At 55.9% G+C, this 13663-nt stretch carries 19 protein-coding genes and 3 pseudogenes; 10 read left to right on the top strand and 12 right to left on the bottom strand.

The annotated features are described in order from the left end of the window. Positions 1-187: 187 nt before the first annotated feature. The 3 genes and pseudogenes from HPTL_RS10895 to HPTL_RS10885 all read right to left on the bottom strand — a co-directional run. Positions 188-619 (bottom strand): putative toxin-antitoxin system toxin component, PIN family, encoded by a 432-nt coding sequence (locus HPTL_RS10895; RefSeq protein WP_119336205.1) that lies wholly within the window; start codon positions 617-619, stop codon positions 188-190. After that, the gene (locus HPTL_RS10890; RefSeq protein WP_119336204.1) at positions 616-852 is read right to left on the bottom strand and encodes a ribbon-helix-helix protein, CopG family; all 237 of its coding nucleotides are present in this window, start codon (positions 850-852) and stop codon (positions 616-618) included. Before HPTL_RS10890 ends, HPTL_RS10895 begins: the two co-directional genes overlap by 4 nt. 61 nt (positions 853-913) lie before the next feature. Then, positions 914-1058, bottom strand: a pseudogene (locus HPTL_RS10885) (IS256 family transposase); the annotation flags it as partial. Between the two features lie 446 nt (positions 1059-1504). Between HPTL_RS10885 and HPTL_RS11340 the strand changes: the two are divergent. Further along, positions 1505-2035, top strand: a complete 531-nt coding sequence (locus HPTL_RS11340; RefSeq protein WP_179949103.1) for a hypothetical protein — start codon at positions 1505-1507, stop codon at positions 2033-2035. Between the two features lie 112 nt (positions 2036-2147). Here HPTL_RS11340 and HPTL_RS10870 read toward each other — a convergent pair whose 3' ends face one another. Next, positions 2148-2468, bottom strand: coding sequence for a helix-turn-helix domain-containing protein (locus HPTL_RS10870; RefSeq protein WP_119336203.1), 321 nt, complete (start codon positions 2466-2468; stop codon positions 2148-2150). Next, positions 2422-2835 carry a type II toxin-antitoxin system RelE/ParE family toxin gene (locus HPTL_RS10865; RefSeq protein WP_119336202.1) on the bottom strand — a complete coding sequence of 138 codons (414 nt, stop codon included), beginning with the start codon at positions 2833-2835 and terminating at the stop codon, positions 2422-2424. The genes HPTL_RS10870 and HPTL_RS10865 overlap by 47 nt, the downstream gene beginning before the upstream one ends. A gap of 202 nt (positions 2836-3037) precedes the next feature. Between HPTL_RS10865 and HPTL_RS10860 the strand changes: the two genes are divergently transcribed. The 5 genes and pseudogenes from HPTL_RS10860 to HPTL_RS10840 form a co-directional block, all read left to right on the top strand. Next, a complete protein-coding gene (locus HPTL_RS10860; RefSeq protein WP_119336201.1) occupies positions 3038-3667 on the top strand; it encodes an IS607 family transposase in 630 nt (209 codons plus the stop codon). Beyond that, positions 3661-4935, top strand: a complete 1275-nt coding sequence (locus tag HPTL_RS10855) for an RNA-guided endonuclease InsQ/TnpB family protein (protein ID WP_119336200.1) — start codon at positions 3661-3663, stop codon at positions 4933-4935. The genes HPTL_RS10860 and HPTL_RS10855 overlap by 7 nt, the downstream gene beginning before the upstream one ends. Positions 4936-5091: 156 nt before the next feature. Further along, positions 5092-5313 carry an antitoxin MazE family protein gene (locus tag HPTL_RS10850; protein ID WP_119336199.1) on the top strand — a complete coding sequence of 74 codons (222 nt, stop codon included), beginning with the start codon at positions 5092-5094 and terminating at the stop codon, positions 5311-5313. Next, the gene (locus HPTL_RS10845) at positions 5310-5636 is read left to right on the top strand and encodes a type II toxin-antitoxin system PemK/MazF family toxin (RefSeq protein WP_179949102.1); all 327 of its coding nucleotides are present in this window, start codon (positions 5310-5312) and stop codon (positions 5634-5636) included. The genes HPTL_RS10850 and HPTL_RS10845 overlap by 4 nt, the downstream gene beginning before the upstream one ends. Positions 5637-5742: 106 nt before the next feature. After that, positions 5743-5907 (top strand): annotated as a pseudogene (locus HPTL_RS10840) (IS256 family transposase); the annotation flags it as partial. Positions 5908-6001: 94 nt separating this feature from the next. Here HPTL_RS10840 and HPTL_RS11310 read toward each other — a convergent pair. Continuing rightward, positions 6002-6145 (bottom strand): annotated as a pseudogene (locus HPTL_RS11310) (ATP-binding protein); the annotation flags it as partial. An 884-nt stretch (positions 6146-7029) separates the two neighbouring features. Between HPTL_RS11310 and HPTL_RS10835 the strand changes: the two are divergent. From HPTL_RS10835 to HPTL_RS10820, 4 genes are all read left to right on the top strand, one after another. Continuing rightward, complete coding sequence (locus HPTL_RS10835) at positions 7030-7413, top strand: plasmid mobilization protein (protein WP_119336197.1); 384 nt, start codon at positions 7030-7032, stop codon at positions 7411-7413. After that, a complete protein-coding gene (locus HPTL_RS10830; protein ID WP_119336196.1) occupies positions 7403-9067 on the top strand; it encodes an LPD7 domain-containing protein in 1665 nt (554 codons plus the stop codon). The genes HPTL_RS10835 and HPTL_RS10830 overlap by 11 nt, the downstream gene beginning before the upstream one ends. Before the next feature lie 73 nt (positions 9068-9140). Then, positions 9141-9371 carry an addiction module antitoxin gene (locus tag HPTL_RS10825; RefSeq protein WP_119336195.1) on the top strand — a complete coding sequence of 77 codons (231 nt, stop codon included), beginning with the start codon at positions 9141-9143 and terminating at the stop codon, positions 9369-9371. Then, entirely contained in the window at positions 9358-9684 is a 327-nt protein-coding gene (locus HPTL_RS10820) for a type II toxin-antitoxin system PemK/MazF family toxin (RefSeq protein WP_119336194.1), read from the top strand. The genes HPTL_RS10825 and HPTL_RS10820 overlap by 14 nt, the downstream gene beginning before the upstream one ends. Before the next feature lie 129 nt (positions 9685-9813). Here the strand turns inward: HPTL_RS10820 and HPTL_RS11225 are convergent, their stop codons facing one another. The 6 genes from HPTL_RS11225 to parA all read right to left on the bottom strand — a co-directional run bounded on the left by HPTL_RS11225 (position 9814) and on the right by parA (position 13552). After that, positions 9814-10053 carry a hypothetical protein gene (locus HPTL_RS11225; RefSeq protein ID WP_145981821.1) on the bottom strand — a complete coding sequence of 80 codons (240 nt, stop codon included), beginning with the start codon at positions 10051-10053 and terminating at the stop codon, positions 9814-9816. Between the two features lie 84 nt (positions 10054-10137). Beyond that, entirely contained in the window at positions 10138-10668 is a 531-nt protein-coding gene (locus HPTL_RS10815) for a hypothetical protein (protein ID WP_145981820.1), read from the bottom strand. 44 nt (positions 10669-10712) lie between these two features. Next, positions 10713-11879 carry an IS256 family transposase gene (locus HPTL_RS10810; protein WP_119334379.1) on the bottom strand — a complete coding sequence of 389 codons (1167 nt, stop codon included), beginning with the start codon at positions 11877-11879 and terminating at the stop codon, positions 10713-10715. A 78-nt stretch (positions 11880-11957) separates the two neighbouring features. Then, positions 11958-12341 (bottom strand): hypothetical protein, encoded by a 384-nt coding sequence (locus HPTL_RS10805; protein WP_145981819.1) that lies wholly within the window; start codon positions 12339-12341, stop codon positions 11958-11960. 369 nt (positions 12342-12710) lie between these two features. Beyond that, a complete protein-coding gene (locus HPTL_RS10800; protein WP_119336191.1) occupies positions 12711-12926 on the bottom strand; it encodes a hypothetical protein in 216 nt (71 codons plus the stop codon). After that, positions 12923-13552 carry a ParA family partition ATPase gene (gene parA / locus HPTL_RS10795; RefSeq protein WP_119336190.1) on the bottom strand — a complete coding sequence of 210 codons (630 nt, stop codon included), beginning with the start codon at positions 13550-13552 and terminating at the stop codon, positions 12923-12925. Before parA ends, HPTL_RS10800 begins: the two co-directional genes overlap by 4 nt. Between the last annotated feature and the right edge of the window lie 111 nt (positions 13553-13663).

Raw genomic sequence — 13663 nt, 5'->3', positions numbered from 1 at the left:
TATCCATTGGAAAACATCCTCGGGTGTTGCTCGATCCTGTTCGGCAAAGCTCGATACTTTCCCGTTTTCGTTGGTTGGCGGGTGGTGTCGGGCATGGGCGGAATTCCAAGCGCAGCCGGGTAGTCAATCGGAAGACTTTACCAAAAAGGGATCTTTTGGGGAAAGTTACGCTGTGGATGCTTACCTGCTAAAGCCCCAGCAACACCGCACATGCTGATGCAGTGATCACGACACGACCCGAACGAGGATTGTCGAGTAACAGCCGATCACCCGTGACCAGGATGGCATCCGGTTCGCTGTCGAGTAGCGCCCATAGATGATCGTCACCGGGATCCGGAGCAGACTCGTGCGAATTTTCGGTAGGTTCGCGCCACAAGGCATTAGCTGTCAGCTCCGTCAGCAACCGATCGATCTCATTGTCACCGAGCCGATGCAGCCGCACCAGTTTAGGGCGCAACAGCACCTGCCGGTACTCGCGTAAAAGTGCGGGCGAAAGCAAAAAAAGCAAACGCCCCTCCAGCATCGCATCGAGCACCTGAGCAGTTGGACTCGACGGCTGCGACGTGATCAGGCCGGCTACGATAACATTGGTGTCGATGATGAACAGGCGTACCGTCATTTCTGGCGCACCGCACGCGTCTCCTCGACCGCGATATTGAGCGCCTCATCTTCGTCACAAGCCGCATTGCTCCGAGCTCGCGCAACCAACTGCCGCGCACTCTCCATGGGTTTGATCCCCCGCAGAATCAAGCTTTCCTCGATGATCTTCCCGATTGAGCGCCCCTGGCGGGCAGCGGCTTCCCTGAGCGCCTGATGAACGGAATCATCGAGCGTAATGGTCAATCGGCTCATAACCAGTCTCCATGTGGCACCCGGTACATGTCACCATAACACTAATGTGCAGCTTGATCAATCCCCGGATCCGCTGCCAGCGTTTCTCCGCGCTCATCCTCAGTTTGTACAACATCGCCAGCATGGTGTTGCGGCTCACGCAGCCCTTTGGCCTGGTCACTGCGACGACGAATCGTGGCAAAGGACGACTCAATGGTTTCGATGGTCACGCGGCTAATCGCACTAGCGCGTGCTTAATAGAGAGGTGGACTTTTCCGTGTTCATCCGTACCACGACACGACCCGAACGACGATCGTAGCGGGCAGGCACTACGTAACCGCTCTTTCTTTGCACCTCGACCGTTCGTTGGCTTCACCGTACTGACTTTCAGTAATCGACATGGATCCTTTTCCATTCGTCACACATTGTTGTCAAGTGTCGCGTCAGCTCATTCTGGATTGCATTCAAATCCGGTAAGGTGAATCCGTAATTTTCGCGAAGCTCGATTGATCCATCTGGGCAGTTCAAGAAGCCAATAGGATAATCGTCGGCAAATGGCTCGCCGTGCGGTTGCCTGGCTTACTCAAGAGGAGGAGAAATGGCACCTTGGGTTTTCATTTCCACATTGGTGAAACATTATTCCGCTATACCCGCTTCGGACTGGAGAAAGACGATGCACGACCTGCTCAATGACCCGCTCATCGGCGTGCGCATGCCCCGGGGCGAGCGCCGCGTGAGCCTGCCCGAGCTCCTCGCGGCGCTCTCGGCCAACGAAGTGGAGGGCTACACGGGCCTGCGTGCCCATCAGGCCGACCCGTGGCATGTATTTCTGGTACAGCTGGCGGCCAGCATCCAGGCGCGATGCCCGACCAACTCGCTTCCAACCGACCGGGAATATTGGTGCAATGGGCTTCTGAATCTGGCAGATGCAAACGCCTGGCATCTGGTCGTGGAGGACGTCACCCAGCCGGCGTTTTTGCAGCATCCATGTCTCCCCCGCGCACGCGGGGATCGACCGCCTGCGTGCCTCGATTCGTCGTTTGCGCTCTCGTCTCCCCCGCGCACGCGGGGATCGACCTTTGAATCTTTTGGGGAAAGTTACGCTGTGGCCCACGAGCTTCGACAGAAGCGCTCGCAGCAAAGAGCGCGTACCCGATCGATCACGCGCTTTTCGTGCGCGGCCTTCCGCCTTTGCGTCCGTTGATGCGGGCACTTGCCGCTTTGACGGGGGTGCGGGCTTTTCCGCCTGCGGCGCCAAGCTGGGCAGCCATCCAACTCGGGGAGCCGAATTGGCCAGCCGCTAGCGCTTCGTAGCTTCAAAGCACGGCATCCAACCCTTTGCGTTCAATCAGGTTGAGGAGTTTCAGGGACGAGCCGCTTGGCTTCTTTTCACCCACTTCCCATTTCTGCACCGTAGACAAGCTGATGTTGAGCACGGCTGCAAAAACCGCCTGGCTCAGGTTCGCCTGTTCGCGCAGCGATTTAATCCGCTTCGGCGTCATTTCGTGGACATCGAGATGGCACAAAGCATCAAACTCCCTCATGCGGCGCTTGCTGATGAGCCCAGCGCTGTGCAGGCCGCTTGCGGTTTCATGCATCTCGTCTAGGATGCGACTCTTGCGTTTGGTCGTTGCCATTGCATATCTCCACAATCTCGCCTGACGTCAGAGCGATTGCCAACTGGCGGTCGTCAAAACCCAGGAGGTCTTCTGCTACCTCCTGGAGCACCTTCAGTTCGTCCTTGTCGATATTGGCGCGTTCATTTTTTCCAAAACCGTAGAGGAAGAACCACCGATCGGCCAGTTTGGTCGCGACGATGGTACGCGCGCCGCCGCGTTTTCCCTGACCTGGTAGTGCAACTCGCTTTTTCACCACATGGCCGCCCAAATCAGCGTCGATAAGACCCTGAACCATCTCGGAGACGGCGTCACAAAGTGCCTCATCTGTCAGACCGGTCCGCCGCATCCAACGGGTGAAAGTTCGGGTACGAAACACTCTCCTCATTGAGGAATCGTATCACTTAGTGCAATAGATTGCCAATACAATGCGAACCCTAGGATGCCCGTCTTCGGGTTTTTTTGCCTAGTAAAGCTTGTGAGAACAGCCGTCCCAAGCCCCAGGAGTCGATCACGGCAAGGGATTTTTTGGGGCTTTAGCAGCTCAACGATTAGTTGCTCAATCTTGCGCGTTATTGTATATTTTGCGCATGTCTCGCAAACTTGTCTCGATTCGCGAAGCCGCTGAAGCGCTGGGCGTTTCGGCGCAAACGCTGCGGCGCTGGGAACGCGAAGGCAAGCTCCTGCCCGATGAACGCACAGCAGGCGGGCGCAGGCGCTATGACCTTGCGCGGCTGCGTCCTGAGCAGTTTCGTGCGGGTGATGCGCCTCGCCGCACCATCGCCTACGCCCGCGTCTCCAGTCACGACCAGAAGGACGATCTGGAGCGGCAAAAGCAGGTCCTTGAACGCTATTGCGCCCGGCAGGGCTGGACGTTCGAGGTGATTGCCGACCTGGGCTCCGGCATGAACTACCACAAGAAGGGCTTGAAGCGCCTGCTGGACGCGATCATCGAAGGGCAAGTCGGGCGCTTGGTTATTACGCACAAAGATCGGCTGTTGCGCTTCGGCGCGGAACTGGTGTTTGCTGTTTGCGAAGCGAAGAATGTTGAGGTGGTGATCCTCAACCAGGGAGAGGACACCACCTTCGAGGAAGATCTGGCCAAGGACGTGCTGGAAATCATCACGGTCTTTAGCGCCAGGCTCTATGGCAGCCGCTCGCGCAAGAACCAGAAGCTGCTCGAAGGCGTCAAGGCCGCTGTGGAGGCGTCGCAATGCTGATCGCCCACAAAATCGCGCTCGATCCGAACAATGTGCAGGCCACCTATCTCAAGAAAGCCTGTGGTGTGGCGCGCTTTGCCTATAACTGGGCGCTGGCCGAATGGCGGCGGCAGTACGAGGCATGGAAAGCCGACAACACGCTACCCAAACCGTCGCAAGCAGCGCTGCGTCGCCAGCTGAACGCCATCAAGCGCGAACAATTCCCGTGGATGCTGGAAGTCACGAAGTGCGCGCCGCAGATGGCGATCATCCAGCTTGGAGCGGCGTTCAAAAACTTCTTTGCCGGTCGTGCCCGCTACCCGCAGTTTCGCAAGAAGGGGGTGCATGATCGCTTTACGCTCACCAACGACCAGTTCACCGTCGAGGGCTGCCGCATCCGCATCCCCAACCTTGGCTGGGTGCGCATGCGCGAGCCGTTGCGTTTCACTGGCAAGATCATGTCGGCCACGATCTCCCGCGTGGCTGACCGCTGGTTTGTCAGCATCACCGTGGACACGCCCGACGGTTCGCATCTTCCCCTGGCCGAAAACGAGCCGCAAGACGAAAACCAAGTTTGCGGCGAGTTTCGGCGCAGCCAAAACCAAGGCGCGGTAGGTGTCGATCTGGGTGTGTCGGCGCTGGCAACGCTCTCGACGGGAGAAAAGATCGCTGGCTCCAAACCGCACAAGGCGCTGCTGGATCGCTTGCGCAGGCGCTCCCGGAGCTTGTCGCGCAAGGCCAAGGGATCGGCCAACCGACGAAAGGCCAAGGCCAAACTGGCGAAATTGCATGCCCGCATCGCCAATATCCGGCAGGATGCCCTGCATAAGCTTACGTCCGATCTCACGCGGCGGTTTCACACCATCGTCATCGAGGATCTGAACGTGCGCGGGATGATGGCGAACCGGCATCTGGCCCGTTCTATTGCCGACATGAGCTTCTTCGAGTTCCGGCGGCAGTTGGAGTACAAGGCTGCGATGCGCGGTGGTATGGTGGTGGTGGCGGATCGCTGGTTCCCGTCGAGCAAAACTTGTTCGCCTTGTGGGACGGAACAGGAAAAAATGCCGCTGGCAATACGCCAGTGGACTTGCCCGGACTGTGGAAGCATCCACGATCGGGACGTGAATGCAGCCAGAAACCTACTGGCGCATGGCTTGGCCGCCCCAAGCGGCTCTACGGCGAGTTCCGCCGGATGTGAAGCCTGTGGAGAGGAAGGCTCTGGCCGCCGTCGCAAGACGGCGGTAAAACCGGCCTCAGTGAAGCAGGAAGTCAGCTTTGTTCCTGTTTAGGCAGGAATGAGTAAGTCTGACGGAACGGAAAGTTGTCGGTTACCAGCAACGTTTCGCCCTGTTGGCCTCAAAAGTTCGAGTCCGTTATTGGTATTTCCATACCAACTCAAACGGGATATAATGTGACATGTAACATTTCTCGATTGAGGAACGACAATGACAGTACCGGTCAAAGCGCGTGTTCAAAAGTATCGCGACGCGCTGCGCCGCTCGGGTTTGCGTCCGGTTCAGATCTGGGTACCGGATACCCGCCGCCCGGGCTTTGCACAAGAGTGTCGCCGCCAGTGCCTGCTCGTGACCCAGGCAGACGCCGCTGATACGCAACTCCAACGACTCATGGATGAAGCCTTGGCAGAGATTGATGGCTGGCAGGCATGATGCGCGGCGATTTGGTAACGATCGTTACCCAGGGCGACTTTGGCAAACCAAGGCCAGCGTTGGTGATCCAGTCCGATCTGTTCAACGAGCTCAGCAGCATAACCGTCTTTCCTGTAACCAGTACCATTGTGGATGCCCCGTTGTTGCGCGTCACGGTTGAGCCAACCCCGGAAAACGGCTTGCACAAGCGATCACAGGTGATGGTGGACAAAATTATGACCGTGCGGCGGGACAAAGTCGGTCAGATCATTGGACGTATCGATACGACTACGCTGACAACGATCGAGCGCTGCTTAGCTGTCTTCTTGGGAATCGCGAAATAAGAGGCGAGCTATGCTCGAAACTGGTGTACGGAGTGATTGAAAAGGGCGGCGTACTCTGCTGAAATCGGTTTTGCCCAACTGATGAACAGCAAAGGAGCACGCCACCATGGGTAAAGATAACACTGTTGCCTTGTCGATGCCAGAGGGTATGGAGGATCCATTGACGGAGTTGCTGCGCAATGGCGCCAGGCGACTGATTCAGCAAGCGATCGAGGCGGAGCTGGCCGAGATGCTGGCAAAATATGAGGGGCAGGCAGACGAACAGGGACGCTGTCAACCCCGACCACAATTGACCGCTTTTCACCGATTCGAGATGTCCGGTTTTCAACGGAATGCTGCTTGGCTGCCCAGGCCGTAGGTGTGGGTTACCTGTCTCCTTCTGGTTGTGGTAGGTCGGCTGCTTTGGTCAGGAGCCCGGCTTTGCGCTTTTCCTTGAGCCGGAAGCTCTCGCCCTTGATGTTGAGGGTGGTGGCATGATGCAGCAGCCGGTCGAGAATGGCCGTGGCCACAGCGTCCCTGCTCCAAGACGGCGGCGCCTGGCACCATCACGAGCACGCTCACCCGGCGATCGTCACTTCACCGCTTGAACACCAGCGAACGACGGAAAAGGGAGCGCGGAAGCCCATCCCAATTGTCCCCGTGGTCCGCACCGTCTGGGGGAATGCAGAAAATAGCGCTAAATTTAGCGCTAAAAATAGTGCCGAATTTAGTAGCACTAAATTTAGCGCTAAATTTGGCGTTACAAGCGCTTTTTGCTCTGATTTTGCGCCAAAATTGTGGCGTTCGGCCCTTTACCGCAAAATTTAACGATAAAAATAGCGATAAAAATAGCGATAAAAATAGCGATAAAAATAGCGCTAAATTTAGCACTATTTTTGGCAAAAAGTGCCCGGCTCGGCCACAACCACGCAAGACAACCTAGCAAAAAAAACCGACACACACATTCTTGACGACGAACAAGGCCCCGAAGGCCCATACCTGTCACTCACCGGCTCGAAATCGAACCAAAGCAGCGCTATACCGCCCCATGAGATCGCCTTCTGCGCCGATTTCTCGAGGTGGTCAATACCCAACAGCTATCCTCCAAGCGCCCCAACAATAGCCTGGCCTACGTGAGGGGAGCACATAACCCAGCAGCACCGCCGCCCCAAGCGGCGGCGGACAACAAAAGGCGAGCAAACGCACCCCTTGAAAACACCGCCGTACACTGAACCCCGCCTCTTGTCGTTGTCCTTCTGGTCTTGATCTTTGCCCGCGGATCCTCTATATTTTCTCATAAAGCCAGCATAGCACGTGGCCCTGACGGCCCCCGTGCGCTGGCAAGGCGGGGCTACCGCCCCCCTTGACCCCCCCCTCCACCCTTGACGCCAACTGAAACAAAGAGCGCCGCACCATGATCCCGACCCCGAAACCCACCAAAGCGCAGCGCGACGTCATCGTCAAAATTCGCATGACCGAAGCAGAAAAAACCCAACTCAAAGAAGTCGCCAAACGCGAACGCACCACCCTTGCCCGCCTCATCCGTGAAGCCGTCCTGCAAGAAGCCAAAGATCGGCACAAAAATGTCACCTACAAACAAGTGATCGTCCACGCCGCCGACCCTGCGCTCGTTCGAGAAGTCGCCCGCATCGGCAACAACATCAACCAGATCGCCCGCACGCTCAACACCCTCAACAAAAACGGAGCGCTTACCCGCTCAGAGGTTCTCGAAAGCCTCATCACCCTGAAAACCATCTCCGACCACCTCCAGAACCTCGTAGCGCAACATGCTGAATAAATTCTTCCCGCACGGCACCGGCATCGGCAAAGAGCCGATCGACTACCTTCTTGGCGAAGACCGCAACAGACCCGGCGCCACCATCCTACGCGGCGACCCGGATCTCACTGAACAACTCATCAACACCGCCCCTGGGCGCTACCGCTACACCTCAGGCGCCCTCTCCTTTGCCGAACACATCGACGACGCAACCGCCGAGCGCATCATCGACGAATACGAACGCTTCTTCTCCGCGGACGGTGCCGCCGAAATCAACATCCTCTGGGTCAAACACACCGACAAAGGACGAACCGAACTGCACTTCCTCATCCCCAACGTCGAACTCGCCACCGGCAGAGCCTACTACCCGTACGTCCACACCCTCGACGAACGCACCATCGACGCCCTCAAAGACAAGATCAACGCCGAATACGACCTTGCCGACCCCAACGACCCCGCACGCAAACGCCTGACCGCCTCTGCGGCCGACTACCTCAAACAGACCAAAGACAGAAAATCGCTCCTGGCCGTGATCGACGACCACATCACCCAACTTGCTGCCGCCCACGTCGCCCGAGGAAACGTCTGGACCCGAGAAAACACGATCCAAGCCCTGCAAGAACTCGGGCTTAGTATCGAACGCCGAAGCGACAAATTCCTCAGCGTTGGCCACCCCGACCACAAAAAAAACCTGCGGCTGAAAGGTTGGTACTACGAATCCGATTGCCGCATCGACCACCGACACGCTCACAAAATCGCACAAGCCTCGGAACGCTACCGGGCAGAACGCCACGAGCGAGCCCAGATAGCCGCAAACCGATACGAAGAGCTATTACGCAAGCGCCACCAGCGCATTGCCAACCGCTACCGAAACGACAAAGCGGCACAAAAGACCCTGGGCGCACACCCCCCCGAGCCCGCGGAAACAACCCCCTTGCCAGCGCCAACCGACCGCCACGAACCACCCGACGAAACACCACTACCCTGCCCGACACCGGAGCCTCGACCCAAACCAACCCGAATCGCGACCAACCCGAAAAAGCAAAAACGAGCGGCATGGAACCCGGTGCATCGTCATCCCAAACGGCAGACCCCGCAGACAGAGCCACCCGACCGCGGACGACCACTGGAAAGCCCGCACGCGCCCATATCGATCCCGATCTACTTTCATGGCAGGCTGATCGGCATGCTCATCGACCACGGTGACCTCATCGAAGCGCAGCAAATGAGCGCCAAAGCAGCCGCGTTCAACCTCGTCAAACGTGCGCTCGAAAAAGGATGGCAGCAGATCCAATTCAAAGGCAGCGACACGTTCCTCTACCACGCCATGCGCATCGCGCTCGACCGTGGGCTCGAAGTGATCCCCACCGACGAACACCAGAAAAAGATCCTCGCAAAAGTCGAACAGGAGAAAGCAGAAGATGACCGAGCTCGAGCGACTCTTGATGCAAACCTTGACCGCGCAAAACAAGCAAATCGACGCCTTGGCGCAGCAAGTCGAACACTTGACGAAACGCTTGAACGAACTCGACGCACGTATGATCGACTGGAGCAAACAGGTGGCCAGCTTCGACGTGCGACTGAACACCTTGATCGACTCGCTAGAGCGGTTGAACGAATAAAGACGCAGCGTCACCGCGACGCTGACAACGACTACGACGGCCCATCCTTCTGATAACGGGCAAGTGCTGCCAGACGTTTTGTAATCAATTACAATGTTGTACGTATTCAGTGTAGATGAGGTGATTATGCACCGGAAAATGACGATCACGCTCGACGAAGAAGTCTACGAAGGGCTTTACCGAATGGTAGGGCGGCGCAAGATGAGCCAATTCATCGAGGACTTACTGCGTCCTCACGTCTTGGATAGGTCGCTCGATGAAGGCTACCGGGCGATGGCAGCCGACCAGGAGCGAGAAGCAGAAGCGATCGAATGGTGCAACGCCCTTGCCAGAGACATGTCCGATGAAACGCGGTGAAGTGTGGTGGGTTGAATTCGACCCGGCGGTTGGCAGCGAAATCCGCAAGACACGCCCGGCTGTGATCGTGAGCAACGACGCGGCCAACAGGAATCTGTCGCGCGTTGTGGTGGTGCCCGTGACCAGCAACACCGGAAGACAGTACCCTGGCGAAGCCGTCGTGACGGTTGCCGGACAGAGTAGCAAGGCGATGGCCGATCAGATCATGGCCGCAGACAAGTCTCGGCTCAAAAATCGGATTGGTGTGCTATCCAAGGCGGATATGTTGGCCGTTGAGGATGCGATCAAGGTGCATCTGGCGCTACCGAGGTAGCACGGTCATCACCGATGACAAAGCTGGGCTTCTAACCAAAGCGTCAAACCTATCCCGACCTGAAGGAGACGAGTAACCTTCACCTACGTCCTGGTCGGACAAGAAAAAATTTCGTTGCAGACGGGAGCTCTACCATTCATTAAAAATATCGTCGTTGTCGAAAAGATTATCCATGCTGCTAAAATCTGTGCCATATGGATTTCCTTCAATATCAACTCCGCCAACCATCGGAAGGCCATTTGCAGGATTTATTTCGTTGTTGCACAAAAAATCAATTTCATCGACCATGTTATCAAATGAGGTTCCAGTGTTGTCGTTATTCGTGTTCGACGTATTATTGAAAAAAGAAAACCATTTGATAAATCCCATTTTTATGTCCCCTCTCGATCTGACAGAAAACGAGGATATGAAAAAACATCAATCAGACTGATCGATTTAAATCAGGAAAACATATCATCCCATCAGCAAATTATAAAAAGTATGCCACCAATTGCTTCTCGTTTCTTCAGAAAATAATGTTAATATCTGTAATGCAGAAATGAGGCCCAAGGCAAAACCGATCCATTGCCAACGCTTGTTTTCTTTGTCGCATTCCATGTCAGATATAATCCGATAAAGTACTTGTGTTTGTTCAATGAGCTCTTTATTGAAGTTTTCGATGCGCAAGCGATCGATGATCGCATCCCAAATAAGCGGAAGCTCGCTATTTTCCATTTTAACTGGGTGACGGAAATAGCATTGGGCATTGAAAAGTAGTGCATTGTGCACAAGATTCTCCAACTCTTTTTTGTTAGGCTGGCAATCGCTCAGCATGTTCATCAGCTTTTCGATTTGAATGCGATAAGCGACAGCGAGAGAAAGCAGGATGATGGCTCGCTCGAACGTTTTTTTCTCAAATGTTTTACCTATCATAGAAATACCCATTCCATCAATGCAGATATAGCGGTTGGAGCGCTCTTCGTAATCTTTTTGTTGGTTGTGCAACCTTTTTTCTGTAAATTTCCGTGGTGTTGGTCATGACGCCGGGGTTACGGGTTGAGGTTGAGATAGACCTTGCCGGTCATCCACTCGTCGTCGAGTTCGGCCAGCAGCGCCGAGACCAGGCGCAGGCAGGAATCCATGTTGGGGAAGATGCTGGCCACCCGGGTGCGTCGTCGCAGTTCCCGGTTGATGCGTTCCAGCCCGTTGGTGGTACGCAAACGGATACGGTGCGCAGCGGGGAAGTCGAACACCGTCAGGGATTCAGGAATCGCGGTTTCGGCCCACTCGGCCAGTTTCGGATGCTCCTTGCGCCAGGTGTCCAGGGCGGCTTTCAAAAGCCGCTCGGCTTCTGCCTTGTCCGGAGCATTGAAGATCGCGCGCAGTGTCGCGGCGACGTGCTTTTTCGCCTCCTGTCGGGTGACGAACTGGCCGGCGTTTTGCTGCAGATGGAACTGGCAACGCTGCCAGGGAACAGAAGGGAACACCGCTTTGCGGGCAGCTTTGAGGCCCGCATGATCATCCGCGATGATGAGCTTGATCCCGTGCAACCCTCTGGCCAGGAGGGATTCCAGGAAACGTCGCCAATTGATCTCGGCTTCCGACGTGGCCACCGTGCAACCGAGCACCCGCCGTTTGCCCGTCGCATCGACGCCGACGGCGATCAAGACGGCACAATCGACGATTCGCCCTTCCAGCCGCACTTTCTCGTAACGGGCATCCAGAAAGAGATAGGGCACTTCGCCCAGAGGACGCTCGCGCCAGGCCGCAAGCCCCTCGTCGAGCCTGGCGGCGGCACGGCTCACCTGGGCGGTGGAGAGCGAAATCTCCGGCCCCAGCAGGCGCTGCAGTACCTCGATCACCCGGCGGGTGGAGACCCCCTGGACGTACATCTCGGCCAGGGCCAGATGCACCGCCTGATCGGTGCGGGTGCCTTTTTCGAGGGCAGAAGGGTAGAAGTCGCCGCAACGCACCTGGGGCACCTGAAAGGTCAGCTCACCAAGGCGGGTGAGTACCGTCTTGGGTTTGTACCCGTTGGCGTAGTCACGCCGTCGCTCACTACGTTCATAGGGCGCCGCTCCAAGGAACTGGGATCGTTCGATCTTGGCGGCTTCATTGACGAGGATGCGCAGAGCCTCGCCGGCACCCTCCAGTCCGTGTTCGAGCAACACAGCATAAGCCATTTCCAAAGGATTGGTTTCGACACGCATCGCCATGATGGGCATACTCCTTTCTCGAAGTCATGGCGTCAGACCGAGCGCCGCGCACTTCCTGCCAGAGGCGCTAAACGGAATTTACAGAAAGGATGGTACACAACCTTTTTGTTTGAGTGAGTTGGAATCTCTCAACCATTGAGATGCATTTTTGTAATGCTCTTCGTTTGGTTCTTGGTTTTGATCGAGATCCTGCCATATTGCCCTTGCAATAGCATTTTTGTCTTCTGGCTTCGTTGGGAAGAAAGTGACAAAAATGTTTGTCTTGAAAGCCGTGTTGCCGAAGAACTCTAGGCGCCAGTATTTTTTGTTGGTGATTGGCTTGACCTTTTGCTTTCCTTTGAATCCTTTGATCAACGGGTTTTGAAGGAAGTTTATCGGTTTTCCGTCGATTTTCAATTCCTCCCATTCGGTTTCATTGTATTCTTTACCAATCTCTTTGTTGATTTTTACGTGCATCGTCATCGCTCCTTGTTTGCTTTTTATGGTTACGAAGGTGCCAAGATCATGAATGGCACGGGACGTCAAGTCATTGACCACAAGAAATTTGGAAAAGGAAAGCCATCATCCGTGATCCAACCAGTTGAGCTTGTGTCACTGATGTAACGACAATGCGACTAAGTTTTTCAATCGTCGCCCCTATCCGAACTACTTGACTGGTAGGTTCTGGCCCTGTGTCTTCGTGAAAAATGCTGCAACTGAAGAAAACGAAGAAACAGACCACCTTTGTGCGCGGTCAGCCGAGCGCACAAAGGTGATCGTTGCCGTGTAGTGCGTTGCTAATCAACCTGTGATGGCAATTCCAAGACGAAGCTCTGTCCACGAAATCCGCAATTACTGATTTCCGTATTTCTCGAAAAGCAGCTCGCGGATCTCATCGACGATCTTGTTGCCCCGCATCGCGCACTGCGCTTTGATCTTGCGGTGCAGGCTTTCGGGAATGTCGATGGTGAGCCGCTTCATCGGCTCTTTATGGAGTTCGCGGTTTTTGACCCAAGAATCGGCGGCACCTGCGGTGGGTTTCGGTGAGATGGTGATTTTCTTGCTCATGGGGCAAACCTCTGCAATTCGTCACGCAATGCTTCGATTTCGGTGGTGGCGGCCCCGTTGGGGTCGGCCTCATGCACGGAGAGCCCCTGCGCGGCCGCCTCGGCAAACACCACCCGTTGTGTGATCGTCGTCTCGAAAACCGGAATGGGGTATGCTGCGAGCGCCTCTTTGACATCGCGCCCGATCACCGTGTTGGCAATGCGGCGGTTGATCACGAACGCCGATTTCAGTGCCTCTTTATAGATGGCTGCCTCTTGGATGAGCGAGACCACCTCGGCAGCCGCCCAAATATCGTACGGGGACGGCTGGACCGGGATGAGGACGACTTCTGAGGCCATGATCACCGACCGGGCAAGATCGGTGACGCGCGGCGGGCCGTCGATCACGATGTGGTCGTACCCGTGCCCCAAGTGGTTGAGCTCTTTGTGAACGGTGGCCCGGGGAAACCCCACCACTGTAAAGAGCGGTTCACCTTGTCGCGCAGCGGCCCAGTCGAGCGCGCTGCCCTGGGGGTCGGCGTCGATCAGCAAGACACGGGCGCCTGTCCGCGCCAGGCTTGCCGCCAGGTTGACACTCAGGGTGGTTTTTCCCACTCCCCCTTTTTGGTTCAACATTCCGATGATCATTACCGGCTCCGTTGTCGGTCGTAATTGAAATTTTACAGAAAAAATGATATAAGTGAAACATCAGACCATGTTTTCTGTTTTTGCGGCATGCGAGCGGAATCCGCAGCAAAA

The organism is Hydrogenophilus thermoluteolus (genome assembly GCF_003574215.1).
Classification (GTDB): domain Bacteria; phylum Pseudomonadota; class Gammaproteobacteria; order Burkholderiales; family Rhodocyclaceae; genus Hydrogenophilus; species Hydrogenophilus thermoluteolus.
Note: the sequence above shows the minus strand (reverse complement) of the source record. Positions and strands in the feature narration are given on the sequence as shown.